Source organism: Nonomuraea sp. NPDC001699 (assembly GCF_053596455.1).
Window position 1 is genome coordinate 242,571 of record NZ_JBSFGF010000009.1, and the last position, 22,102, is coordinate 264,672.

A 22,102-nucleotide genomic window follows, 5' to 3' on the forward strand; every position below is an offset into this window, starting at 1 on the left:
GGCCCGTGTCCGGGGGACGTTCATGACGCCGGGCCGAACCAGGTGGTGAGCGCGTCCATGAGCGCCCCTCCTGGCGCGCCCGCCCAGGCCACGTACCCGTCGGGCCGGACGAGCAGCGCACCACCGCCTGCCTGGGGCGGGGCGGCCACGGCCAGGCTCACGCGGTCGTGGTGGCCCGCCAGGGCGGCCGTCAGTTCGGCCGCGTCCGCGCCGCCGGACAGGTCGAGCAGCAACCCCCGCCCGTCCCGCAGCAACTCCGCGACCGGCCGCCCGGTCCCGTCCGCCGCCGGGCTCTCGCTCCCCCGCCGACCGCCGCCGGGAACACCGGAATCCGCCGCCCCCGCAACCTGAGAGCCGGGATGGCGCGGGCCCTCGGGCGGGGTGGCGGTCAGGGGTGGGGTGAAGCGGCCGGTGCGGGGGTCGGGGGCGGTGGGCGCGTAGTCGACGTCGGTGCCCTCGACCATGCCGGTGAAGTGCCGCTCGGCGTCCGGCAGCGCCATCACCTCCGACAGCACCTCCCGCAGCGCGTCCACCTGCGCCCCCGGACGCATCGCCGCCACCTGGGCCCGGGTGTTGCGCAGCACGCGGGCCGCCACCGGGTGACGCTCGGCGGTGTAGGTGTCGAGCAGGCTCTCCGGAGCCGCGCCCCGGGCCACCAGCGCCAGCTTCCACCCCAGGTTGACGGCGTCCTGGAGGCCCAGGTTGAGCCCCTGGCCGCCGATGGGCGAGTGCACGTGGGCGGCGTCCCCGGCCAGCAGGACGCGTCCCTTGCGGTAGGAGTCGGCGTGCCGGGTGTTGTCGCTGTAGCGGATGCCCGCCTCCAGCCGCGCGACCCCGACGTCCTCCCCCGTCACCCGGCGCAGGCTGCCGGCCAGTTCTTCGGCCGTGACCGGCGCGTCCCTGTCGGGGGAACCGTCGCCGGGGCCGCCGTCGAACTCGATGGTCGCGATCTCCCCGGGCACCAGCGACAGGTTGACGAGCCCGCCGGGTGAGCGCAGGGACGAGGTGACCGACCCCGGCCCGGTCAGCGTGGCCACGGCCGTCCTGCCGGTCATGGTCGCCGGCGTGCCGGAGAAGGCGAACCCGGACCGCTTGCGCACCACGCTCCGGCCGCCGTCGCAGCCCACCAGGTAGGGGGCCTCGACGCGCTCGCCGTCCGCCAGCGTGGCCACCGCGTGGCCGGCGTCCTGGGCGACGTCCACGACGGCGCGGCCCTGCCGGACCGGTACGCCGAGCGCGGCGGCCCGCGCGGCGAGCACGGCCTCGATCTGGTGCTGCTTGAGCATGGCGTACTCGGCGCCGCCGTGCTCCTCCAGCAGCGGCAGCCCGGCGAAGTGGCCGCGCATCATGCCCTTCTTGAGCAGCTCGGTCATCATGCCGACCATGTCCGAACGGTCGGGCGCCGAGCCGGTGGCCAGCTCCTCGAGCAGCCTCCACTGGGCCTCGGTCAGCGGCTCCACCAGCCCGCGCAACTCCAGCGAGTGCAGGGTGCGCGCGTTGAGCGAGCGCAGGCCCAAACTGCGGGTCACGCGTTCCCCGCCGGTGGCCGCCTCCAGGACCAGCGGCTCGGCGCCGCCCAGTTTGAGCTCGCAGGCCAGCAGCAGCCCGACCGGCCCGCCGCCCACGATGATCACGTCGGTCATCCCGGCTCCTTACTTACGGCGTATGCTTACGTCGTAAGTAGAGCACGTACACCGTAAGCTCCGTCAAGCACGAAGGGAGAGCCGATGGCACGGCGCGAGCCGCTGAACCGCGAGAAAGTCCTCGACGCGGCCCTGGAGCTGGCGGACAGAGAGGGCCTGGAGGGGCTGTCCATGCGGCGGCTGGCCAAGGCGCTCGGCGTGGAGGCGATGTCGCTCTACAACCACGTCTCGAACAAGGCCGACCTGGTCGACGGCATCGTGGAGCGGGTGTTCGGCCAGGTGGCGCCGGCCGACCCGGAGCTGCCGTGGCAGGAGCGGCTGCGCGTCATGGCGCGCAACATGCACCGGGCGTTCAGCCGCCATCCCGTGGTCCCGCTGGCGCTGGCGACCGACCGGTCCAACCCGACCTCGCCGCACGCCCTGAGGACCCTCGACGACCTGGTCGGCACGCTGTACGCGGCGGGCTTCGACGACCTCGGCGTCTGGCGGGCGCTGACCGCCGTGAACGCCCTGGTGTTCGGTACCCTGCTGCTGTCCACCGGCGGCTTCGACGGCGCCCCCGGCCGGCACGCCGGCGAGGAGCAGGTGGGCGTCTACATCCGCGCCCTCGCCCCCGACCGCCTGCCGCACTTCGCCAGGCTGCTGCGCTGGACGCGCGGCGGCGTCGACCCGGCCGCCGACTTCGAGCAGGCCCTGGACCTGCTGATCGACGGACTCGAGAAGGCCGTCGCCAACTAGTGGAACAAACTATTCCGTTCTGCTATAGTGGAGACATACCGAAAGGAGCTCCACATGGGCGACGACATCAGCGGCTGGGACGTTCTGGACGCCGCGCACGAGGCGCTGCGCAAGGCCGTCAGCGGCATCCCGGCCGGCGGCTGGGACCTGCCCACCCCCTGCTCGGAGTGGAGCGTCACCAAGGTCTTCAAGCACGCGGTCGGCGACCAGCTCGGCTTCGCCGCCACGCTCACGGGCGAGGGCGGGCCGGCGTTCAACCCGTTCGACCCGCCCGCCGAGCCGGGCGCGGACCCGTCGGCCGAGCTTGAGGACGCGCTGACGCGCGCGGCCAGGGCGTGGGCCGCGGTCGACCGCGACGCCGCCGAGGTGCCGACGCCGGTGCCGCCGAACAGGATGTCGCCGTGGATGGGCTCGACGGCCTGCGCGCTCGACGCGGCCGTGCACGCCTGGGACCTCGCCGTGGCCACCGGGCAGCCCTCGCCGCTGACGCCCGAGCTGGCCGGGCCGCTGCTGGAGGTCGCCCGGCAGATCGTCGACCCGCTGCGCCCGTGGGGCGCCTACGCCGAGGCCCTGCCGGACGCCCCCTCCGGCGACCCCTCCGGCGACACGGCCGCCGCCCTGCTGCGCTACCTCGGCCGCGACCCGCACTGGACCCCGGCCGCCTGATCCCCGGGCGCCCCGCCACCCGGCGGGGCGCCCGACGGGCTCAGGAGAACTTGGTCGCCGGACGCTCCTCGCGCTCGCCGTCGACGAAGATGTCCAGCTTCTCGTTGTAGAAGGCGATCAGCCCCGCCACGCGCTCGCTCTCGGGCAGCGGCGTGCGGTAGGACCAGGCCAGGTCCTTCTTCCCGTTGACCGTCCAGTACTCCGCCGTCCCCTTGTACGGGCAGTGCGTCGCGGTGTCGGTGTGCTCCAGCAGGTCGAGCCGTACGTCCGTCTTCGGCAGGTAGTAGCGGGCGGGCAGGCCCGTCTCGAACAGGATGCGGGCGTTGCGCGAGTCGGCCACGGTGACCCCGTCGACCTCGACCCGGATGTGCCGCGAGCTCGGCAGGATGTCCACCCGCGTGTACGGGTCGCGCGCGTGCACGTAGACCTCCTCGTCCTCCTCGAACCAGGCGTCCATCGCGTCCCAGTCGAAGCGGACGTGCCCGCGGATCTCCTCCAGCGGCGAGTCGTCGTAGACCAGCGCCGCCTCCGGAGCCTCGCCGGTGCCCGAGGTGACCGTGTGGACGGCGGCGTCCCCCCTGCTCGGGGAGTGCCTGGACGTGCCGGTCGGCTTGAGCGCCGCCTCCTCGACGTCCTGGAGGGGGAAGTAGTAGGTGGGGTAGAAGGGGCCTTCCCACACCAGCAGGGCCCGGGTCGTGTCGGCGACCAGCCGGCCGCCCAGATAGGTCCGCACGCGCTTGGCCGACCGCTCGACGCGGACCCGGCCCCGGTTCGTGGCATCCATGTTCGCGCCAACCCGCGCGGCGGCGGGGCTATTCCGGGCCATTCTGGACTGTTCTGGACTGTTCTGGACTGTTCTGGACTGTTCTGGACTGTTCCGGGCTGTTCCGGCCCCTCAGACCCCGAACAGCGCCAGCGTCGCCCACGTGGTGAGCGTGCCGGTGAACGCCCCCGCCGCGACCTGCGCCCACGTGTGATGGGCGAGGCGGACCCTGGCCCAGCACACCAGCGCCACCACGGCCGCGCCGGCGAGCGCGACGGGCAGGGCGGGCAGCACGTGCGCCAGCACCACCACCGTGCCCGCCGAGACGGCGGCGTGGAAGGAGATCTTCCAGCGGGTGGTGATCGGCACGGTCACCGCCAGGGCGACCAGCATCGCGGTCACGGTGGCCACCAGCAGCCGCGGCGCGCCCAGCACGACGAGCAGCGCGAGCGCGACCAGCACGGCGGCCACGGCGGCCAGCAGCGGGCCGGTGCGCCGGGCGCGGTCGACGATGTGGTGGGAGTCGAGCCGCCCCGAACGCACGCCGATCGCGATCACCGCCGCCGGCACGCCGCCGCAGAACGCCGAGGCCATCAGCCCCCAGGCGGCCCCGGCCCATCCCTGGGCGAGCAGGCCCACGGCGGGCGGCATGACGATCACCAGCACTTGTGGTGCCAGCAGGTTCGTCACCCGCTTCGCCACCAGGTCGGCCATCATGAGAGGAAAGATTACGCGATCATGGCGCCTGCCCGTTTCAGCGACGCCCCCGGCCGTTCCCGGAGAGCCGGGGTGTCTCAGCCCTTGCCCGCCGCGTTCACGATGCGGGTCGTGGACCGGTCGGGGATGGCCGCCATCTCCCAGCACTCCGCGCCCAGGATGGCCGCCGCCGTGGCCCGCGCGCCCGCGTGCGGGTCGCCCGCCGTGTGGGCCAGCGCCCCGGGACGCATCGGCGCGAGCAGGTCGATGTAGTCCTCGGGGCCATGGGCGTCGGGCGGCCCGGTCACCACGAAGACGCCGGACACGCAGCGCAGCGCGGCCAGCACCTCGGCCCGCTCCGCCGCCGGGTTGAACGGCCGGCTGGGCCCCTTCCACGCCCGCACGCGCGGATCGTCCTCCACGCCGACCACCAGAGGCAGCCCGCGGGCGGCCACGGCGCCCAGGTAGCGCACATGGCCCACGTGCAGGATGTCGAAGACGCCGGTCACGACCGCCGCCCCGGGCCCGTCGTACGGCTCCACCCAGACGGCCTCCAGGCTGCTCACGCGACCTCCTCCGACGGCCGGGCGAGTAGGCTGCTGTGCACGCTTTGCTCCCCCACGGGCCTAGACGACTCGTCGATCGCAGCGTACTCGGTCGCCGCGCCCGGTCGTGCAGGCGACCTTGGGAAAGAGCATTCCTACCTTTTCGCGATAATCTCCGGGCCCCCTCTCGGGCGTCTCATGACGTCACCTGATTCGGGGGAGGTCGCCGTGGCGTCACCGGACTCGCACCATGCCGACGGGGGTGAACCGCCCGGGGCCCGCGACCTCGCGGTGCGGCTCCCGGGGGTTCCGTCGCAGGTCTCGCGGGCCAGGGGGCTCGTGACGGCCGCGCTCGGCCGCGATCATCCCTTCCATGACGACGTGGTGCTGCTCACCAGCGAGCTGGCCACGAACGCGATCCTGCACACCAGGTCCGGGGACGGCGGCTCGTTCACGGTGTCGGTGTCCAGCTCGGACACGACCGTCCGGGTGTGCGTCGCCGACGGCGGCACGGACGGCCCTCCGTGCGTGTGCCGGACGGCTCCCCAGGCGACCAGCGGCCGGGGGCTGCCGCTGATCGAGGCGCTCAGCCACCGCTGGGGGTTCGTCCGCGAGGGGGGCTCGACGACCGTCTGGTTCGAGCTGACGCGGGAACGGGTGCCCGCCGGGATGGCCCGCTGAGGGGGGGCCGGGGCGGGCGGCGTCAGAGGTCGAGCCGGCACAACCCTTCGGCCAGCGCCTTGGTCGTGAGCCGGGTACGGCTGTCGCAGCCCAGCTTGGCGAAGATGTGCTCCAGATGGGTGGTCACCGTCCGCACGCTCAGCACCAGGCAGGCCGCGATCTGCGGGTTGGAGTCGCCGGCCGCGACCCGGGTGAGCACGTCGACCTCGCGGCCGGTCAGGTCGTAGGGCAGCGGGCAGGGCCGTTCGGCGGCGACCGCGCCCTGCAACGACCCCTGGTAGCCGACGCCGGCCCGCAGCAGCCGCACCTCGTGCCAGCGTCCGCCGCCGTCGAGCCACAGGCCGCGCCGGCTCAGCTCGCGCGAGTCGATGAACGCCCGCGCGAAGGCCGCCATGGCGGGGTCGTCCCACAGCTCGCGCGAGACCTCGTGGCCGGGCACCGCGCGGCGCTCGCCGAGCCGGTCGAAGGCGACCGCGCGGAAGTCGGGCGGCAGCCCGGCGGGGTCGATCACGCACCTGGTGAGGTCGGTGACGTGCGCGAGCATCGGGCTCACGGCGGCGACCAGGGCGCTGGTGAGCAGCGGGAAGGCGTCCTTGGCGGCCAGGTGCAGCAGGCCGGTGTAGCGGCCGTCGTCGGCGAGGAACAGCGGCGCGGTGAGCCCGGCCCGCCAGCCGTAGGGGGCCAGGTGGCGGCGGAAGTACCGTTCGGTGCCCGGCTGCGGCATGGGCACCGGCCGCCGTCCGGCGATGGCCGCGCGGCAGGCGTCGAGGGCGGCGTACTCCTCGGCGGCGTCGCGGTCGATGCGCCGGTGGCCGTCGGAGACGACGCTGTGGTGACGCCCGGTGGCGGGGTCGAAGGCGACGAACTCGTAGGCGTCGAGCGGGACCACCCGGCGCAGCGCCGCCATCGCCGCGTGCGCGCCGCCACCGCCCGCGACCTGGTAGCCGACCTCGGCGAACGCCTGCAACTGGCGGACACTCAAGGTGATCTCAGCCACGGCTCTTTTATATCATTTGCCATTCCTTGACCGGCTGTTGAAGATTTTCTTCACGCCGCCCGCGGTGTTAGAGTCTCCGGCATGCAGCGCGCTCTCGTCACGACGACGCCGGACACGGTCCCGGCGCGCTGATTCCATGCATCCCGGGCGGACGCCCGGGAGCTGGTCGTTCGCCCTTTCCGCGAAAAGGACGATCATGAACGACCACCGCAGGCTCGGCCGCGAGCTGGAGATCTTCGGCACCGACCCGCTGATCGGCTCCGGCCTCCCCTACTGGCTGCCCGCCGGGGCCGCCGTGCGCAAGGCCGTGGAGGACTACGTCCACGAGCTCGAACGCCGTCACGGCTACCTGCACGTCAACTCCCCCGTGCTCGGCAAACGCGAGCTGTACGAACGTTCGGGCCACTGGGCGCACTACGCCGAGGACATGTTCCCGCCCATGAACGTGGGCGGCGAGGAGTTCGTGCTGCGTCCCAGCCTGTGCCCGCACCACGCGCTGATCTACCGCTCACGCGGGCGCAGCCACCGCGACCTGCCGCTGCGCGTGGCCGAGCTCGGCGGCATGTACCGCTCGGAGCTGTCGGGCGTGCTCGGCGGCCTGACCCGGGTGCGCGCCATCCAGCTCAACGACGGTCACGTGTTCTGCGCGCCGGAGCAGGCGGCGGCCGAGGTGTCGGCCGCGCTCGACCTGATCGAGGCCGCGCACGCCCAGCTCGGCATCGAGGCCGCCCGCTACCGGCTCTCGCTGCGCGGCGACGGCGACAAGTTCGTGGACCACCCCGAGATGTGGGCCCGCTCGGAGGCGATCCTGCGTGACGTGCTCGGGGAGCGCGGCCGCGCCTATGACGAGGAACGCGGCGAGGGCGCCTTCTACGGCCCGAAGATCGACATCCAGATCGCCGACCCGGCGGGCCGCGAGAGCACCCTGTCGACCGTCCAGGTGGACCTGTACCAGCCCGAGCGCTTCGACCTGGCGTACGCGGGCGGGCGGCGTCCCGTCATGGTGCACCGCAGCGTGGTCGGCGGGCTCGAACGGCTGGTCGCGCACCTGATCGAGGTGCACGGCGGCGCGTTCCCCGCGTGGCTGGCGCCCGTTCAGGCGGTCGTGCTGCCGCTGTCGGACGCCGAGCTGCCGGCGGCCGGGGACGTGCTGCGACGGGCCGTGGCCGCCGGGCTGCGGGCCGAGCTGGCGCCGGCGGACCGGGGCAGCCTGGGGGCCAGGATCAGGGCGCACCGGCTGGTGCCGTACCAGCTCGTGGTGGGGCCGCGCGAGGTGGCCGACGGCGTGCCGGCCGTCCGGTCGAGGGACGGCCGCCAGATGGGCCCGGTGCCGGTCGAGAGACTGGCCGAGGACTGCCGGCCGCGCTTCTGAGCCCTGCCGCTCAGAGCCAGTCCTTCTTCTTGAAGATCACGTACAGCGCCACGGACGCCACCGCCACCAGCACCGACGACACCCAGAACCCCGAGATGTCCCCGGCCCCGGGGTAGGGCACGTTCTGGCCGTAGAAGCCGGTGATGGCGGTGGGCACCGCGATGATGGCGGCCCAGCTCGTCACCCGCTTCATGATCTCGTTGAGGCGGAAGCCCTGCTGGGCCAGCCGGGTCTCCCGGACGTTGGCGAGCATGTCGCGGATCGCCTCCACCCACTCGGCGACGCGCTGGACGTGGTCGTAGACGTCCTCGTAGTAGGGGGCCATCACCGGGTCGGCGACGAGCTCCTGGTCGCGGCGGAGCAGGGTGCCGAGCACCTCCCGCATCGGCATCGAGATCTTGCGGAGCCTGGCGGTGTTCTTGCGCAGGACGTACATGGCGCGCTGGAGCTTCCTGCCGTCGCGCGGCGCGTCGTCGAACAGCGACTCCTCCATGGCCTCGGCCTGCGCGTCGAGGTCCTGGACCAGGTCGAACTGGCTGTCCACGACGTAGTCGAGCAGGCCGTGCAGCAGGAAGGGGACGCCGTGCGAGGCCAGGCGGGAGGACGCGTCCCAGCGCCTGAGCACCTCGTCGATGTCGAAGCGGTCGTTCTCGCGAACGGTCACCAGGGCGTTGCGCGTGACGAAGACGTTCACCTCGACGGGGACGAGACGGTCCTCGTCGAGGTGGATGCCGTACACGGTGATGAACAGGTGGTTGTCGTAGACGTCCACCTTGGGGCGCTGGTGGTCGCTGAGCACGTCCTCGACGGCCAGCTCGTGCAGGCCGAGCTCCTCGCCGACCAGGTTGAGCTGTTCGGGGGTGGGCGAGCACAGATCGAACCAGACGGTGGCCTCGGGGTCGCCGACGTGGTCGGAGACCTCCTCGACGGGGAAGCCCTCCTTTTCGAGGACGCCGTTCCTGTACAGACGCGTGCGCATCAGGCGAGTGTGGCAAATCGCCGGGCATCACGCACGGCCGCTCCCCCCGGATCGTTGTTGAAGTAGACGTGGACGTCCCGCCATCCGGCCTCCGCCACCCTTCTCGCCCAGCTCCGCAGCGCCGCGTCGCCGTAGGAGGGGCGGGGCGCGGCCAGGCCCTCGTGCAGGCGCACGTACCCCCAGTCGGCGGTGCGCCACAGCGGCGTCAGCGGCCGGCCGAGCCGGTCGGCCCAGCACAGCGCGGCGCCCCGGGCGAGCAGCACCTCGCGCACCTCGCCGGTCCACCAGGAGTCGTGCCGCGGCTCCACCGCCACCCGCACGCCGCCGGGGAAGCACGCCAGGCAGCGGTCGAGCAGGGCGGGGTCGGCCCGCAGCGTGGGCGGCAGTTGCAGCAGCACCGGGCCCAGCTTCTCCTTGAGCTCCCCGGCGGCCCTCATCAGGCGGGCGACCGGCTCCTCGGGCTCGGACAGCCGCTTGATGTGGGTGAGGAAGCGGCTGGCCTTGACGGCCATCACGAACCCGGCGGGCGTGCGCTCCCGCCAGGCGGCGAACGTCTCCGGCGCGGGCAGGCGGTAGAAGGCGTTGTTGCTCTCGACGGTGGGGAACTCGGCCGCGTACGTCTCCAGCCACAGCCGCTGCGGCACCCCCTCCGGGTACAGCACGCCGCGCCAGTCCTTGTACTGCCATCCGGAGGTGCCCACCAGCGTCGCCACACCCGGCTCCTACCCCGGGCCGGGTGCGTTACTGTCGCAGTCCCGGAAGCCGAGGAGGATCTTTCACGCGATGGGCGCCGATCATTTCCACGCCCACGGCCACGGCCACTCCCACGGCCCGCCCGCCGCGCCGCCGTCGCGCCGGGCGGTCGTGGCGAGCCTGGCCGTGCTGGTGCCGCTGGCCCTGGCGACGCTGGCCTGCCTGGTGTGGCTCTGGCCCGCCGCGCAGGCCGCGCCGGACGGCCGGGACGGCCAGGAGGGGCGGGCGGTCGAGCGGGTCGAGGGCACGGTCACGTCGGTCACGCTCAGGCGCTGCCCGGCCGTCCAGGAAGGGATGCCCGTGCCCGACCCGGCCACCTGCGGCAACGCCGTCGTGCGGGTCGGCTCGGGGCCCGACGTCGGCCGCGACGTCACCCTGCGGCTGCCGGGCGGGCCGGGGGCGCAGCGGTTCACCGCGGGCGACGACGTGCTGCTGCTGCGGGCCGGCGACGGGGCCTACCAGCTCTCCGACCACGACAGGTCCACGACGTTGTGGCTGCTGGGGGGCGCGTTCGCGCTGGCGGTGATCGCGTTCGGGCGGTGGCGCGGGGTGACGGCGTTGGTGGGGCTGGCGGTGACGTTCGGGCTGCTGCTGACGTTCGTCATCCCGGCCATCCTGGCGGGCGAGCCGCCGATGCTGGTCGCCGTCGTGGGCTCGGCCGCGATCATGCTGACCGTGCTCTACCTCACCCACGGCTTCTCCCTGACCACGTCGATGGCCGTGCTCGGCACGCTGGCCAGCCTCCTGCTGACCGGGCTGCTGTCGTACGGGGCGCTCGGCCTGGCCCGGCTCAACGGCGTCACCGACGACAGCGCGCTGACCCTGGGCATGAGCCTGTCGATCGACACCGAGGGGCTGCTGCTGGCCAGCATCATCATCGGGGCGCTGGGCGTGCTCGACGACGTCACCGTCACGCAGGCGGTGACGGTGGGCGAGCTGGCCGCGGCCAACCCCTCCTACGGCTTCGCCCGCCTGTACCGGGCCGCGGGGCGCGTCGGCCGGGCCCACATCGCCTCGGTGATCAACACGATCATCCTGGCGTACGCGGGGGCGTCGCTGCCGCTGCTGCTGTTGTTCAGCATCGGCGGGCAGCCGCTCGGCGACGTGCTGACCACGCCGGTCGTGGCCCAGGAGATCGTCCGCAGCGTCGTGGGCACGCTCGGGCTGATCGCCGCCGTGCCCATCACGACCGCGCTGTCGGCCCTGGTGGCCGCCCGCGGGGCGCGGCGGGAGGGGGCGCCGCCGGCCGACCAGTTCACCAGGCCCGTACGCACCGGGGGCCCGCTCACCCGGCCCGCCCGGCACCGCCGCTGAACGGGCCGCGCGGCCTCCTCCGAGCTGGAGCCGGAATCGAGGCTCAGCCGACCTCGGCGCTGCCGTCCACGCGCAGCTTGCGGCGGGCGCGTTCGTAGAAGGTCGTGCCGACGCGGACCACCTTGGCCGCCCCGGGCCAGGCCGTGACCGTCACGGTGTCGCCGGGGCACAGGTGGCCGACGACCCGGCCGTCCACCTCGACGGCGAGCCTGCCGCTGGTGGGCAGCACCTCCAGCGTCACCTCCTCGTCGGCGGGCAGCACCAGGGCCCGGTTGAAGGAGGAGTGGGCGGCGGCGGGCACCACGAGGATCGCCTCCACCCGGGGCGAGACGATCGGGCCGCCGGCCGAGAAGCTGTAGGCGGTGGAGCCGGTGGAGGTGGCCACGATCACGGCGTCGGCGGACAGGCTCACGAACGGGCTGCCCGACGGCGTCACCGACACGCCGGCCAGCCCCTCGCCGGGGATGCGCACCAGCGCGATGTCGTTGAACGCCGTCACCCCGACCCCGGCGACCTCGCTCCTGATGGCCATCCGGGGCTCGATCGTGTACTCGTGGCGGTCGATGGCCGACAGCGTGCCGGCCAGCTCGTCGACGTCGATCTCGGCCAGGAACCCGAGCTTGCCCAGGTTCACCCCCAGGATGGGCGTGGGCCGGCCGGCCAGCAGCCGCATGGTGCGCAGCATCGTGCCGTCGCCGCCGAGCCCCACCAGCAGGTCGGCCCGCTCGACCAGGGTGACCGCGTCGACCGGCACCGCGCTGCAGTCGATGCGCCCGACCTCCTCGGGCAGCCCGAGCACGGTGGCCCCCTTGTCCGCGGCCCAGCGCAGGATGGTGTCGATCGCCTTCTTGGAGTCGCGCTGGGGATGCAGCACCAGCCCGACCGTCCCGACCATGCCCATGCGACCAGCCTAAACGGTGACGTTCCAGTACATCGCAGGCGGGCCCTGAGCACCCGGCGGCTCCGCTAACGTCGGAGGCATGCGGCTTCATGTGGGATGCGCGATGTGGACGCACACACCGTGGAACGGACGTTTCCTGCCCCATCCGCTCCCGCCGGGAGAGCGCCTGCGCGCCTACGCCACCTGGTGCGACGCGGTCGAGGGCAACACCACGTTCTACGCCACCCCCGCCCGCGCCACGGTGGAGTCGTGGGCCCGGCAGATCGACCCCGACTTCCGCTTCGTGGTCAAGCTGCCCAAGTCCATCACCCACCACCACCGGCTGACCGGCGCCGAGCAGGACCTCCACGCCTTCCTCGACGCCATCGAGCCGCTCGGCCCGCGCGCGCACGCCCTGTGGGCGCAGTTACCGCCCGCCTTCGGACCGGCCGACCTCGGCACGCTGGCGGCCTTCCTGCGGCGGCTCCCCCGCTCCCACCGCTACGCCGTGGAGGTGCGCCACCGCGCCTTCTTCGAGGACGCCCGCCAGGCCGGGCTACTGGAGCGGGTCCTGGCCGCGGCCGGCGCCGAGTGGGTGCCGTTCGACACCGTGACGCTGTTCCGCAGCCCGCCGACCAGCGACGCCGAGCGTGACGCGTGGACGAAGAAGCCGCGCGTGCCGCGCCGCACCCGCGCGCTCACCGGCCACCCGATCGTCCGCTACCTGGGCCGCGACTCCGTCGAGGCCACGGTGGAGGGCTGGCGGGGATGGGTGGCCACGGTCGCCGGGTGGCTGCGCGAGGGCCGTTCCCCCACCGTGTTCGTCCACACGCCCGACAACGCCGACGCGCCGATGCTCGCCCGCCGCTTCCACGACGAGGTGCGCGCCCTGGTGCCCGAGCTCCGGCCGCTGCCCGAGCCGATGCCCGCCGAGCCGCCCACGCTGTTCTGACCGGCCGCCGCGCTCACCGGCCGCCCGGCCGCTCGCGCAGCGTGTAGCGGATCGGCAGGTGCTTGAGCCCGCCCACGAACGTGGTGGCCACCCAGGCGGGCTCGCCGTCGAACTCGACGCTCTCCAGCCGCGGCAGCAGCTCGGCGAACAGGGCCCGGATCTCCATGCGGGCGAGCGCGGCCCCGAGGCAGAAGTGCACGCCGGAGCCGAAGGCCAGGTGCCGGTTGGGGTCGCGGCCGGCGTCGAACCGGAACGGCTCGGCGAACACGTCCTCGTCCCGGTTGGCCGACGGGTACGACAGCAGCACCGACTCGCCCCGCCTGACCGGCGTGCCGCGCACGTCCGTGTCGGCGGCGGCGGTGCGCATGAACTCCTTCACCGGGCTCACCCACCGGATCATCTCCTCGGCCGCCAGCGGCAGCAGCCCGGGGTCGCGGCGCAGCCGCCGCAGCTCGCCGGGGTGCCGGATGAGCGCCTCCAGGCCGCCGGCGATGGTGGAGCTGGTGGTGTCGTGCCCGGCGGTGGCGATGATCACGTAGTAGGAGGCGGCGTCGAGGTCGCTCAGCGGGCGGCCGTCCACGCGGGCGTTGGCGATCTCCGAGGCGAGGTCGCCGGTGGGCCTGGCCCGGCGGGCGGCGGTCAGTTCGCGGAAGTAGGCCAGCAGGTCGGCCAGCACGGCGGTGTGGTCCTGGGCGGTGCCGCCGCGCCGGTTGTCGCTGTCGTCCTGGCCGAACAGCTCCTGGGTGAGCCGCAGCATGCGCGGGAAGTCGGACTCGGGCAGGCCCAGCAGCGACAGGATGACGTAGAGCGGGTAGTGCACGGCGACCTGCCGGGCGAAGTCGCAGGAGCCGCCGTGGGCGGTCATGCGGTCGACGTAGCGGCGGGCCAGGTCGCGCACGCGCACCTCCAGGGAGCGCATGGCCCTGGGCCTGAACCAGTCGGCGGCGACGGCCCGCACGACGCGGTGCTCGGGCTCGTCCATGTGGACGAGCGTCTTGAGGCCGGTGCCGCGCGCCCGCTGCTCGGCCAGGCGCGCGTCGATCTCCGCGCTTCTCAGCACGGGACGCGGGGCGCTCAGCCACAGGGCCTGGTTCCGCTCGATCTCCAGCAGGTCCGCGTGCCGGGTGACGGCCCAGAAGGGGTTGTAGCCGGGCACCTCCACGCGGTGCACGGGCGACTCGCGGCGCAGCAGTGCCAGGGCCTCGTGCAGCCGGGTCTCGTCGGCGTACGCGGCGGGCGTGGCGAACACGTGCCCGGCCTCCTCCACGGACATGGTCGCGGTCACGGGCGGGCCCTCCTCTCGATGCGGGGGTAGTGCGGCCAGGAGAGCCATTCCCCCGGAGCGAGTGCGTCATTCGGCCCTCCTGCCGGGCCCGGCAGGGCAAGATCGGACGCAGCGTCCCCGCAGTCGAGTGCAGCAGTGGAGTGGAGTGGACATGACGGCTACCGCCGAGTCGTTACGGCAGGCCTCCGGCGGCGCGACCGCCCGGCTGATGGGCGTCGAGGAGGAGTACCTGGTCGTCGATCCGGCCACCCGGGCGGTGGCGCCGGGGGCGGCGGCCGTCGTCGAGCGCGCCGCGACCGGTCTGGGCGACCGGGTCTGCACGGAGATCACGCAGTTCCAGGTGGAGGCCAAGACGGCGCCCTGCGCGAGCCGGACCGAGCTGGACGGCGAGCTGCGGCGGATGCGCGAGGTCGTGGCCGCCGCCGCGCGCGCCGAGGGCCTGGCCGTGGTCGCCTCCGGCACACCGGTGATCGGCGACGTCGTCCCGCCGCCGATCACCGAGCACCCCCGGTACGGCGTCGGCATCGACAACTACCGCGCCCTGCACGACGAGCAGGCCATCTGCGCCGGTCACGTGCACATCCACGTGCCGGACCGGGAGCAGGCCGTGCTGGTCTGCAACCACGTGCGGCCGTGGCTGCCGGTGCTGCTCGCGCTCATGGCCAACTCGCCCTTCTGGGCCGGTCGCGACACCGGTTACGCGGGCTGGCGGGTGCTGGCCTGGGGCAAGTGGCCGGTGGCCGGGCCGCCGCCGTACTTCGGGTCGCTGGAGCACTTCGAGCGCACGGTCGCGGCGCTGACCGACAGCGGCGCCCTGGTCGACCCCGGGACGCTCTTCTGGGACGTGCGCCCGTCGGCCCGGCTGCCCACGGTGGAGGTGCGGGTGGCCGACGTGCCCGCCTCCACCGAGGAGTCGGTGTTCCTCGCGCTGGTGGTGCGGGCGCTGGTCACGGTGTCGCTGCGCAAGGTGGAGGACGGCGACCCGGGCCCCGAGGTGCCCGGCGAGCTGCTGCGCGTGGCCTACTGGCGGGCCGCCAGGGACGGGCTCGGCGGGGCCGGCGTCGATCCGTTCACGGGGGCGGCGCGGCCGGTCGCCGAGCTGGTGGAGGGGCTGCTGGAGCACGTCGGGCCCGCGCTGGCGGCCGCCGGCGACCTGGAGGCGGCCGCGCGGGGATGGCGGTCGCTGCGCGAGGGCGGGGGCGGCGCCGACCGCCAGCGGGCCGCGCACGCCCGGCGCGGGGCGCTCGCCGACGTGGTCGACGATCTCGTGACCCGCTTCTCCCCCGACGCCTGAGGCCGGGCGGCCTACGGCTGGAGCCGGGCGGCCAGGAACGCGCGCAGGGGCTCGGCGTGGCGGGCCGGGTCGCGCCAGCGGGCCTGGAGGTCCTCCAGGAGGTGCTGCTCGGCGACCGGCTCGCCGTGCCGCCAGGCCCGGACGACGGGATGCAGGAAGGCGCACTCGTCGGCCCGCTCGGGGGTGGGGTGGCGCTGGATGGCGAACACGTCGGCGCGGTCGCGCGGCCCCCAGCGCAGGGTCAGCGTGAGGCACAGCTCGTCGGCGGCGAAGCGTTCGCGGGCGTAGTCCTCCGGCAGGTCCTCGTAGTGGCGCACGACGCCGCCGGGGCCCAGCACGTACGCGTCGGACAGGTACTCGAACTGGGTCCACAGCGCCGAGCTGTGGTTGACCCGGTCGAGCATCGACGTGGTCAGCGCGCCGGCGTCGGCGGGCAGCTCGCGGACCGGCAGCGGCCTGCCCTCGTAGCGTTCGAGGAGCAGGGCGGTCAGGGAGCGCAGGTTGTAGCGGAAGCCGTCGATGAACGCGGAGGAGGCCCGTTTGAAGTCGCGGGCCTGCATGAGGGTGCCGGCGAAGTACAGGCCCTCGACGTCGGCCGACTGGAAATCGGGACGGATCGCCGGCATCCGGCCGTTGGGCGTCAGCGCGGGACGGCAGGAGTCGCCGAACAGGCCGGTGTCCATGGTGAAGCCGGTGCAGCGCAGGACGGCGTCGTAGTCGAGCAGCGCCTGCTCGCCGTCGGCCAGCGTGTACGTGATCGCGGCCCTGATCGCGCCGCCCTCGCGCCAGAGGCGGTCCACGGTGCACTCCAGCACGCCGTGCAGGGTCTTGAACCAGTAGCTGTCCAGGAAGGCGCCGTACTGGCCGCGGACGTGGCCGGGGTGCTTGCTCGTCCAGGCCAGCCGTACGGGGCTCGGGCTGGCCAGGTGGATGACCGCGGCGTGCGGGAGCAGCGCCTGGGCGGTCTCGAAGGCCGAGTTGCCCTTGCCGATGACCAGGACGCGCCGGTCGGCGAACTCCTCGCCGTCGACGGGGACGTCCTCGTAGCCGGTGGCCAGCTCGATGCCCGGGATGTCGGGGATGTGAGGGCCACCCCAGCCGGTCGCGACGATCAGGCAGTCGGCGCGGACGACCTGCCCGCCGGCGCGGACGACGAAGCCCTCGCCGTCCTTCTCCACGCGCTCGACGGCCGTCGAGTACCGCACCCGCAGCCCGTGGACGCGCTGGAAGTCGGCCAGGTAGCGGACCAGGTCGTCGGCGTGCGGGAAGTACTCCTGGGAGTACTGCGGGAACATCAGGTCGGGCTCGTCGTTGAGCAGGGAGTTCCAGTCCCAGCGGAGCTGGATCTCCCGCTCCTTCTCGCCGGTGTGCACCTTGTTCAGCGAGATGAGCCGCCGGTGGCGCGGGTAGCGGCGGAAGAAGCCGCCGGGCGCGTCCTCGCGTTCCAGGGTGAGGTAGTCGGCCCCGGCGCGCTGCAGGAAGTAGCTGAGCTGCAGCCCGCCGGGTCCCGCGCCGATGATCACGAACCGGTGGTGTTCCTCGGTCATCAGCCCTGCTGTCCCGCCGCCGGTGGGACGGTCGTGTAGCCGTGTTCGAGGATGCGCTGTGCGGCCAGGTCGTAGCCGGCGGGGTCGTCGGGGGCGCGCGTGCCCAGGCCGTCGACGTACCGGTTGAACATGCAGAACGCGGCCGCGATCAGCACGGTGTGGTGCAGTTCCTTGTCGGTGGCCCCTTCGGCCCTGGCCGCGGCCACCAGCTTGTCGGTGACGTCCCTGCCGCTCTGCTGCACGGCGGCGGCGATGGCGAGCAGGGCGCGGAGCTTGGGCGGGACGGGGGCCGTGTCGGGGTCGGCGCGGACCTGGTCGACCAGGGTCATCCCTTCGGGGAGCTGGGCGGCGGCGAACGCGGCGTGCGAGGCCGTGCAGAACCGGCACTCGTTGAGCCCCGACACGTAGGCCGCGATCAGTTCCCGTTCGCCGCGGCTCAGCGTGCTGTCGCCCCGCAGGAGGACCTCGGCCAGCGCGTTCATCGGTGCGGCCGTCTCCGGGCTGAACTGGAAAAGTCCGCGGATCCCTGGCTCGTCGGAATCGAGGGCGATATGGGGCATGCAAGCTCCCAGCGATGCGGTTTTCTCCTAGTCTGCACACTCCTGCAAATTGCGCAAGATCTCCTTTAATCCGCCTCCTTCTTGTCTCCTGCAACTGACGCGCGTAATGTCACGGACGCCACCTAAACCCCGTTTGTGACTGGGCGGTCGTCATGGATGAGCATCCCCACATCACCGTTGCCAGCAATACCTACGACGCCATTGCCAAGGGCGACCTGGAGGACCTTCGCCGGCTGCTCGCCGACGACGTGATCTTCCATGTCCCCGGTCGCGGCCCGATGGCCCGCGACTACTCCGGCAAGGAAGCCGTGCTCGGCTACCTGGCCGAGCTGCTGCAGTCCACCACCGGCACGTTGCGCCTGGAGCCGGAGTCCTATCTCGTCGGCGGCGACCAGGTCGCCGCGGTCCTGCGCATCCGCGGCGAGCGCGAAGGCCGTTCGCTGAACGACCGCGGCATGCAGTTGTTCAGGATCACCGACGGGAAGATCAGCGAGCGCTGGAGCTTCCCGCTCGACCCCTATTCGGTGGACGAGTTCTTCGGCTGACCGCACGACGCCCGACGGCGCCGGACGGGGCCGCTCAGCCGGCCTCGTCCAGTGCCTCCGCCAGCGACTCGTCGTTCCACACCTTCACGTATCCGCTGGTCAGGCGGGCCCTGTCGGCGTAGTGGCCGGGGTCGTCGGTGGCCAGCGTGGCCAGGCCGTCCACGTACCGGTTGTACATGCAGAAGGCCGCCGCGATCAGCACCGTGTCGTGGATCTCCAGGTCCGTGGCGCCCTCCTCGCGGGCCGCGCGCACGTGCTCGTCGCCGACCTCCCGCCCGCTCCGCTGGACCGCGCCGGCGATGGCCAGCAGGGCCTTGAGCTTGCCGGAAAGGGGGGCCGCCGCCGGATCGGCGCACGTCTCGTCGACCAGCGTCATGCCGTCCGGCGCGCGCACGGCGGCGAAGGCCGCGTGGGTGTGGAAGCAGAACCGGCACCGGTTCAGCGACGACACGTACGCGGCGATCAGCTCGCGCTCGCCGCGGGTCAACGGGCTCTCCCCGCACAGCAGCACCTCGGAGAGCAGGGTCAGCGGTTCGGCCGCCTCGGGCCGGTAGCGGAACAACCCCCGGATGCCGGGCTCGTCGGATATCAGCTGGATATGCGGACGATTCCCGCCCGCGTGATTGACGAATTCACGCCGCTCGGCGTCGCGCGAGACGGATCGTAATGCTGAATTTCCCATTCGGCCCTCCAACGTCCGTTTGCCTGCCTATGGCATCCAGTGTGCGGGTTCACCGTGCGCGGATTCCGCCACGGAACGACCAGGAAGTTGCGTACCGCTGACCACTTGATGTCAACGGCGCCGATGGAATTACCGCCCGCAATCCGGTCGCCGGGCGCTCCGGCGCGCCGACCGGGCCTCTGACCAGCGATAACAGCAGGTGACGATACCCTGGCGAACAGTAGCTGGCGGACAATCCGGGGGCAGGGCATGAAGATCGGCATCATCGGCGCGGGGAACATCGGCGGCACGCTCACCCGGCGCCTGACCGAGCTGGGACACGAGGTGGCGGTGGCCAACTCGCGCGGCCCGCAGACCCTGGCCGACCTGGCCGCCGAGACCGGCGCCACACCGGTGACCGTCGAGGAGGCGCCCCGGGGAGCCGACGTGGTCGTGGTCACGATCCCCCAGGGCAAGGTGCCCGAGCTGCCCGACGACCTGTTCGGCGACGTCACCGGCGGCCTGACCGTCGTGGACACCGGCAACTACTACCCCCAGCGCGACGGCAGGATCGACGAGATCGAGGCCGGGATGCCGGAGAGCCGATGGGTCGAGCAGCAGCTCGGTCACCCGGTGGTGAAGGCGTTCAACAACATCTACGCCGACCACCTGGGCCACGGCGGCCGCCCCTCCGGCAGCCCCGGACGCATCGCCCTGCCCGTGGCCGCCGACGACGAGCGCGGCAAGAAGATCGTGATGGCCCTGGTGGACGCGCTCGGCTTCGACCCGGTCGACGCCGGCGGGCTCGACGAGTCGTGGCGGCAGCAGCCGGGCAGCCCCGTCTACACCACCGACAAGGACGCCGAAGGCGTCAGGGAGGCCCTGGCCCAGGCCCGGCAGGAACGCACCCCGGAGTGGCGCGCCTGACCGGAGCCGGTGTGAGGGGCCGGCGTCAGGGGCCGGCGTCAGGGGCGGCCGATGCGCAGCAGCATCATGGCGATGTCGTCGGCACGGTGGCCGACGGACGCCGCCGTTCCGATCATGGTCTCGGCCACGTCGGTGAGCGGCTGGTCCGGCGACGGGGCGAACCCTGCGGCCAGGCCGCCGATGGCCTCGCCGAGGTCGCGTCCGGGCACCTCGACGAGCCCGTCGGTGTAGAGGGCCAGCACCGAGCCGGGCGGCAGGTCGAGCTGGGTGGTGGCGTACTCGGCGCCGGGGTCGATGCCGAGCAGCACCCCGGGGGCGGTCTCCACCACCTGGGCGGGCTCCCCGGGCCGGCGCAGCAGCGCCGGCAGGTGGCCCGCGCCGGCCACGCAGGCCGTCCCCCGGCCCAGGTCGATGCTGATGTAGAGGCAGCTCGTGAACCGGTCGGGGGCCAGCTCGTTGAGCAGGCGGTTGGTGTGCGCGAGCACCTCGCCGGGGTTGGCGCCCGCCGTCGCGTGGGCGTGGATGGCGGTACGCACCTGGCCCATCAGCGCGGCGGCGGTGACGTCGTGCCCCTGGACGTCCCCGATGACGGCGGCGGCCACCCTCTCCTCCAGCCGGATGAGGTCGTAGAAGTCGCCGCCGATGTCCATGCCGGGCGTGGCGGGCAGATAGCGGGCGACCACCTCCAGCCCGGGGACGCCGGGCAGGGTGCGCGGCAGCAGGCTCGCCTGCAGGGACTGCGCGAACTGGTGCTTGACGTCGTAGAGGCGGGCACGCTCGAACGCCTGGGCGATGAGCCCCCCGAGGGCCGTCAGGCTGGCCCGCTCGTCGGTGGTGAACCGGTGGGGACGGTCGTAGGCCAGGATGCACATGCCGGCCGTACGCCCGCCGACGGTCAGCGGCAGGAACGCCCAGGCCGACAGGTCGTCCGACCTGATCGCGTCCGGGTACGTCGCGCGCAGCTCGGCCCAGGTGCCGAAGAAGGCCGGCGCCCCGGCGGCGAGGGGGTGATCGGGCGCGAGCTGCCCGATGGGCCGTCCCTCGTACTCCTCGACCGCCTGCTCGCTGTATCCGCGGGAGGCGGCCACGTGCGTGCGCCCGCCCCTTGACGTGAGGATGGCCAGGGCCTGCACGTGGTAGGCGGGCATCACGTGGTCGGCGACCAGGTTGATCACCTCCTGGGCGGTGACGGCCCGCGCCAGGGTGGTGGCCAGGTGCAGCATCTCGTGCAGCGCGACCAGGCGCGGCGGCCGGTCGGCGGCGGCGAGCTGGTCGGGCATGACGGGACGCGGGTCGCGGGCCATCGTGCTCGGCGTGACGCGCACGGTGACGCCGGCCAGGCCCGGATAGAGGTGGAAGGCCAGCCACTGGCCGCCCGGGTTGCGGGTGGTGAAGTAGGTGACCTCCTGGCTGACCACCGCGGCGCGGTAGCGGTCCTCGTAGGCAGGGTCGTCCAGCCAGGTCAGGGCGTCCCAGGGCCGCTTGCCGATCAGCTCGCCGGCCTCGGCCTGCAGCAGCTCCTCGGCGGGGGCGGTGAGCAGGACGAGCCGGCCCTCGACGTCGAGCATGCAGTAGCCCTCGGGCAGCCGGTTGAGGCAGGTCAGCAGGAGGTCGTCGCCGCCGGGCGGCTCCCTGGTCAGCACGCGCGGCTGGTGCCCCGGCGGCACCGGCCGGTCCCCGCGTGGGACGATCTCGGCCAGGTCGGCGCAGGTGGCGGTCAGGACGTCGAGGTGCCGCCGGGTGGGCCGGCCCGCCGGGGCGGGCGGCCAGAGCAGCATCATGGCCCCCCGCACCTCGCCGTCGCGGTCGACCAGGGGCGCGGCGGCCAGCGCGAACCCGTACGGGAAGGCCAGCGCCACGAGCGGGAACTCGCGGGCCATGGACTCCCGGTCGGGCACCCACACCAGCCGCCGCTGCCGGACCGCCAGCGCGATCGGCGACTGGTCGGTGGATCTGATCAGGACCCACGAGCGCGAGAAGGGCTCGGGGAGCCCCGACTCGGCCTCCATCATCAGCAGGCGCCCGTCCTCGGCCAGGGCGAAGAGCACGCACACGTGCGCCTGCGTGCTGATGGCCGCGCCGAGCAGCAGCCTGTCCTGGTGCGCGTCGCGGATCAGGCCGCCACCGCCACTGCCACCGTCACCGTCGCTGCTGCCGCCGCCTTCACCGTCTCCGCCGTCGGCGCCGTGGCCGTGCGGCGGGTCGGGAGGTGGCGGCTGGTGGGGGATATCTCCCATGAAATCAGGCTATGCAAGCTCTATGTCCGGAAATATTTACTCTCCGTAAGGGATGAGCAAAGTGTTC

At 73.3% G+C, this 22,102-nt stretch carries 22 protein-coding genes; 9 read left to right on the forward strand and 13 right to left on the reverse strand.

From position 1 onward, the window contains the following. Nucleotides 1-20: 20 nt before the first annotated feature. A complete protein-coding gene (locus ACWCSU_RS27560) occupies nt 21-1,643 on the reverse strand; it encodes an FAD-dependent monooxygenase (protein ID WP_449938695.1) in 1,623 nt (540 codons plus the stop codon). 84 nt (nt 1,644-1,727) lie between these two features. Here ACWCSU_RS27560 and ACWCSU_RS27565 point away from each other — a divergent pair, with 84 nt between their 5' ends. Together ACWCSU_RS27565 and ACWCSU_RS27570 are read left to right on the forward strand one after the other, a co-directional pair. Next, on the forward strand, nt 1,728-2,381 hold the full coding sequence (locus ACWCSU_RS27565) for a TetR/AcrR family transcriptional regulator C-terminal domain-containing protein (RefSeq protein WP_449938698.1): 654 nt from the start codon (nt 1,728-1,730) through the stop codon (nt 2,379-2,381). 54 nt (nt 2,382-2,435) lie between these two features. Then, complete coding sequence (locus tag ACWCSU_RS27570) at nt 2,436-3,047, forward strand: TIGR03086 family metal-binding protein (RefSeq protein WP_449938701.1); 612 nt, start codon at nt 2,436-2,438, stop codon at nt 3,045-3,047. Nucleotides 3,048-3,087: 40 nt separating this feature from the next. On the opposite strand, the gene ACWCSU_RS27575 is transcribed toward ACWCSU_RS27570, so the two are convergent. From ACWCSU_RS27575 to ACWCSU_RS27585, 3 genes are all read right to left on the reverse strand, one after another. Then, nucleotides 3,088-3,831 carry a DUF427 domain-containing protein gene (locus ACWCSU_RS27575; protein WP_397042540.1) on the reverse strand — a complete coding sequence of 248 codons (744 nt, stop codon included), beginning with the start codon at nt 3,829-3,831 and terminating at the stop codon, nt 3,088-3,090. Nucleotides 3,832-3,942: 111 nt separating this feature from the next. Continuing rightward, nucleotides 3,943-4,527, reverse strand: a complete 585-nt coding sequence (locus tag ACWCSU_RS27580; protein ID WP_357695617.1) for a hypothetical protein — start codon at nt 4,525-4,527, stop codon at nt 3,943-3,945. Nucleotides 4,528-4,604: 77 nt separating this feature from the next. Continuing rightward, complete coding sequence (locus ACWCSU_RS27585; RefSeq protein ID WP_357695615.1) at nt 4,605-5,072, reverse strand: adenylyltransferase/cytidyltransferase family protein; 468 nt, start codon at nt 5,070-5,072, stop codon at nt 4,605-4,607. Nucleotides 5,073-5,279: 207 nt separating this feature from the next. Between ACWCSU_RS27585 and ACWCSU_RS27590 the strand changes: the two genes are divergently transcribed. Beyond that, entirely contained in the window at nt 5,280-5,732 is a 453-nt protein-coding gene (locus ACWCSU_RS27590; RefSeq protein ID WP_357695613.1) for an ATP-binding protein, read from the forward strand. Between the two features lie 22 nt (nt 5,733-5,754). Here the strand turns inward: ACWCSU_RS27590 and ACWCSU_RS27595 are convergent, their stop codons facing one another. Then, nucleotides 5,755-6,729 carry a helix-turn-helix transcriptional regulator gene (locus ACWCSU_RS27595; RefSeq protein ID WP_357695611.1) on the reverse strand — a complete coding sequence of 325 codons (975 nt, stop codon included), beginning with the start codon at nt 6,727-6,729 and terminating at the stop codon, nt 5,755-5,757. A 136-nt stretch (nt 6,730-6,865) separates the two neighbouring features. Here ACWCSU_RS27595 and thrS point away from each other — a divergent pair, with 136 nt between their 5' ends. Next, entirely contained in the window at nt 6,866-8,101 is a 1,236-nt protein-coding gene (gene thrS, locus ACWCSU_RS27600; protein WP_449938706.1) for a threonine--tRNA ligase, read from the forward strand. Between the two features lie 10 nt (nt 8,102-8,111). Here the strand turns inward: thrS and ACWCSU_RS27605 are convergent, their stop codons facing one another. Together ACWCSU_RS27605 and ACWCSU_RS27610 are read right to left on the reverse strand one after the other, a co-directional pair. Continuing rightward, a complete protein-coding gene (locus tag ACWCSU_RS27605) occupies nt 8,112-9,080 on the reverse strand; it encodes a magnesium transporter CorA family protein (protein WP_357695607.1) in 969 nt (322 codons plus the stop codon). Beyond that, on the reverse strand, nt 9,080-9,793 hold the full coding sequence (locus ACWCSU_RS27610) for a DUF72 domain-containing protein (RefSeq protein ID WP_357695605.1): 714 nt from the start codon (nt 9,791-9,793) through the stop codon (nt 9,080-9,082). Before ACWCSU_RS27610 ends, ACWCSU_RS27605 begins: the two co-directional genes overlap by 1 nt. Nucleotides 9,794-9,863: 70 nt before the next feature. Between ACWCSU_RS27610 and ACWCSU_RS27615 the strand changes: the two genes are divergently transcribed. Beyond that, nucleotides 9,864-11,147 carry a YibE/F family protein gene (locus ACWCSU_RS27615; protein WP_449938709.1) on the forward strand — a complete coding sequence of 428 codons (1,284 nt, stop codon included), beginning with the start codon at nt 9,864-9,866 and terminating at the stop codon, nt 11,145-11,147. 43 nt (nt 11,148-11,190) lie between these two features. On the opposite strand, the gene ACWCSU_RS27620 is transcribed toward ACWCSU_RS27615, so the two are convergent. After that, entirely contained in the window at nt 11,191-12,048 is an 858-nt protein-coding gene (locus ACWCSU_RS27620; RefSeq protein WP_449938712.1) for an NAD(+)/NADH kinase, read from the reverse strand. A 79-nt stretch (nt 12,049-12,127) separates the two neighbouring features. Between ACWCSU_RS27620 and ACWCSU_RS27625 the strand changes: the two genes are divergently transcribed. Then, a complete protein-coding gene (locus ACWCSU_RS27625; protein WP_397042545.1) occupies nt 12,128-12,979 on the forward strand; it encodes a DUF72 domain-containing protein in 852 nt (283 codons plus the stop codon). Between the two features lie 13 nt (nt 12,980-12,992). Here ACWCSU_RS27625 and ACWCSU_RS27630 read toward each other — a convergent pair whose 3' ends face one another. Continuing rightward, nucleotides 12,993-14,264 (reverse strand): cytochrome P450, encoded by a 1,272-nt coding sequence (locus ACWCSU_RS27630; RefSeq protein WP_357695599.1) that lies wholly within the window; start codon nt 14,262-14,264, stop codon nt 12,993-12,995. A gap of 151 nt (nt 14,265-14,415) precedes the next feature. Between ACWCSU_RS27630 and ACWCSU_RS27635 the strand changes: the two genes are divergently transcribed. Then, nucleotides 14,416-15,558 (forward strand): carboxylate-amine ligase, encoded by a 1,143-nt coding sequence (locus ACWCSU_RS27635; protein ID WP_449938716.1) that lies wholly within the window; start codon nt 14,416-14,418, stop codon nt 15,556-15,558. Between the two features lie 11 nt (nt 15,559-15,569). Here the strand turns inward: ACWCSU_RS27635 and ACWCSU_RS27640 are convergent, their stop codons facing one another. Together ACWCSU_RS27640 and ACWCSU_RS27645 are read right to left on the reverse strand one after the other, a co-directional pair. Next, entirely contained in the window at nt 15,570-17,105 is a 1,536-nt protein-coding gene (locus ACWCSU_RS27640) for an NAD(P)-binding domain-containing protein (protein ID WP_449938719.1), read from the reverse strand. After that, nucleotides 17,105-17,665, reverse strand: coding sequence for a carboxymuconolactone decarboxylase family protein (locus tag ACWCSU_RS27645; protein WP_449938721.1), 561 nt, complete (start codon nt 17,663-17,665; stop codon nt 17,105-17,107). Before ACWCSU_RS27645 ends, ACWCSU_RS27640 begins: the two co-directional genes overlap by 1 nt. A gap of 152 nt (nt 17,666-17,817) precedes the next feature. Here ACWCSU_RS27645 and ACWCSU_RS27650 point away from each other — a divergent pair, with 152 nt between their 5' ends. Beyond that, nucleotides 17,818-18,210 carry a nuclear transport factor 2 family protein gene (locus ACWCSU_RS27650; RefSeq protein ID WP_357695590.1) on the forward strand — a complete coding sequence of 131 codons (393 nt, stop codon included), beginning with the start codon at nt 17,818-17,820 and terminating at the stop codon, nt 18,208-18,210. A gap of 34 nt (nt 18,211-18,244) precedes the next feature. Here ACWCSU_RS27650 and ACWCSU_RS27655 read toward each other — a convergent pair whose 3' ends face one another. Continuing rightward, the gene (locus tag ACWCSU_RS27655; protein ID WP_364096637.1) at nt 18,245-18,772 is read right to left on the reverse strand and encodes a carboxymuconolactone decarboxylase family protein; all 528 of its coding nucleotides are present in this window, start codon (nt 18,770-18,772) and stop codon (nt 18,245-18,247) included. A gap of 330 nt (nt 18,773-19,102) precedes the next feature. Between ACWCSU_RS27655 and ACWCSU_RS27660 the strand changes: the two genes are divergently transcribed. Continuing rightward, nucleotides 19,103-19,798 (forward strand): NADPH-dependent F420 reductase, encoded by a 696-nt coding sequence (locus tag ACWCSU_RS27660; protein ID WP_449938891.1) that lies wholly within the window; start codon nt 19,103-19,105, stop codon nt 19,796-19,798. A gap of 38 nt (nt 19,799-19,836) precedes the next feature. On the opposite strand, the gene ACWCSU_RS27665 is transcribed toward ACWCSU_RS27660, so the two are convergent. Beyond that, a complete protein-coding gene (locus tag ACWCSU_RS27665; protein WP_449938724.1) occupies nt 19,837-22,035 on the reverse strand; it encodes a SpoIIE family protein phosphatase in 2,199 nt (732 codons plus the stop codon). Between the last annotated feature and the right edge of the window lie 67 nt (nt 22,036-22,102).

What these genes read in the sequence shown, in the direction of transcription:
- ACWCSU_RS27640 (WP_449938719.1), bottom strand. Translation starts at nt 17,105, where the DNA reads ATGACCGAGGAACACCACCGGTTCGTGATCATCGGCGCGGGACCCGGC.
- ACWCSU_RS27605 (WP_357695607.1), bottom strand. Translation starts at nt 9,080, where the DNA reads ATGCGCACGCGTCTGTACAGGAACGGCGTCCTCGAAAAGGAGGGCTTC.
- ACWCSU_RS27565 (WP_449938698.1), top strand. Translation starts at nt 1,728, where the DNA reads ATGGCACGGCGCGAGCCGCTGAACCGCGAGAAAGTCCTCGACGCGGCC.
- ACWCSU_RS27615 (WP_449938709.1), top strand. Translation starts at nt 9,864, where the DNA reads ATGGGCGCCGATCATTTCCACGCCCACGGCCACGGCCACTCCCACGGC.
- ACWCSU_RS27665 (WP_449938724.1), bottom strand. Translation starts at nt 22,035, where the DNA reads ATGGGAGATATCCCCCACCAGCCGCCACCTCCCGACCCGCCGCACGGC.
- thrS (WP_449938706.1), top strand. Translation starts at nt 6,866, where the DNA reads ATGCATCCCGGGCGGACGCCCGGGAGCTGGTCGTTCGCCCTTTCCGCG.
- ACWCSU_RS27650 (WP_357695590.1), top strand. Translation starts at nt 17,818, where the DNA reads ATGGATGAGCATCCCCACATCACCGTTGCCAGCAATACCTACGACGCC.
- ACWCSU_RS27620 (WP_449938712.1), bottom strand. Translation starts at nt 12,048, where the DNA reads ATGGGCATGGTCGGGACGGTCGGGCTGGTGCTGCATCCCCAGCGCGAC.
- ACWCSU_RS27635 (WP_449938716.1), top strand. Translation starts at nt 14,416, where the DNA reads ATGACGGCTACCGCCGAGTCGTTACGGCAGGCCTCCGGCGGCGCGACC.
- ACWCSU_RS27560 (WP_449938695.1), bottom strand. Translation starts at nt 1,643, where the DNA reads ATGACCGACGTGATCATCGTGGGCGGCGGGCCGGTCGGGCTGCTGCTG.
- ACWCSU_RS27575 (WP_397042540.1), bottom strand. Translation starts at nt 3,831, where the DNA reads ATGGATGCCACGAACCGGGGCCGGGTCCGCGTCGAGCGGTCGGCCAAG.
- ACWCSU_RS27570 (WP_449938701.1), top strand. Translation starts at nt 2,436, where the DNA reads ATGGGCGACGACATCAGCGGCTGGGACGTTCTGGACGCCGCGCACGAG.
- ACWCSU_RS27645 (WP_449938721.1), bottom strand. Translation starts at nt 17,665, where the DNA reads ATGCCCCATATCGCCCTCGATTCCGACGAGCCAGGGATCCGCGGACTT.
- ACWCSU_RS27580 (WP_357695617.1), bottom strand. Translation starts at nt 4,527, where the DNA reads ATGATGGCCGACCTGGTGGCGAAGCGGGTGACGAACCTGCTGGCACCA.
- ACWCSU_RS27625 (WP_397042545.1), top strand. Translation starts at nt 12,128, where the DNA reads ATGCGGCTTCATGTGGGATGCGCGATGTGGACGCACACACCGTGGAAC.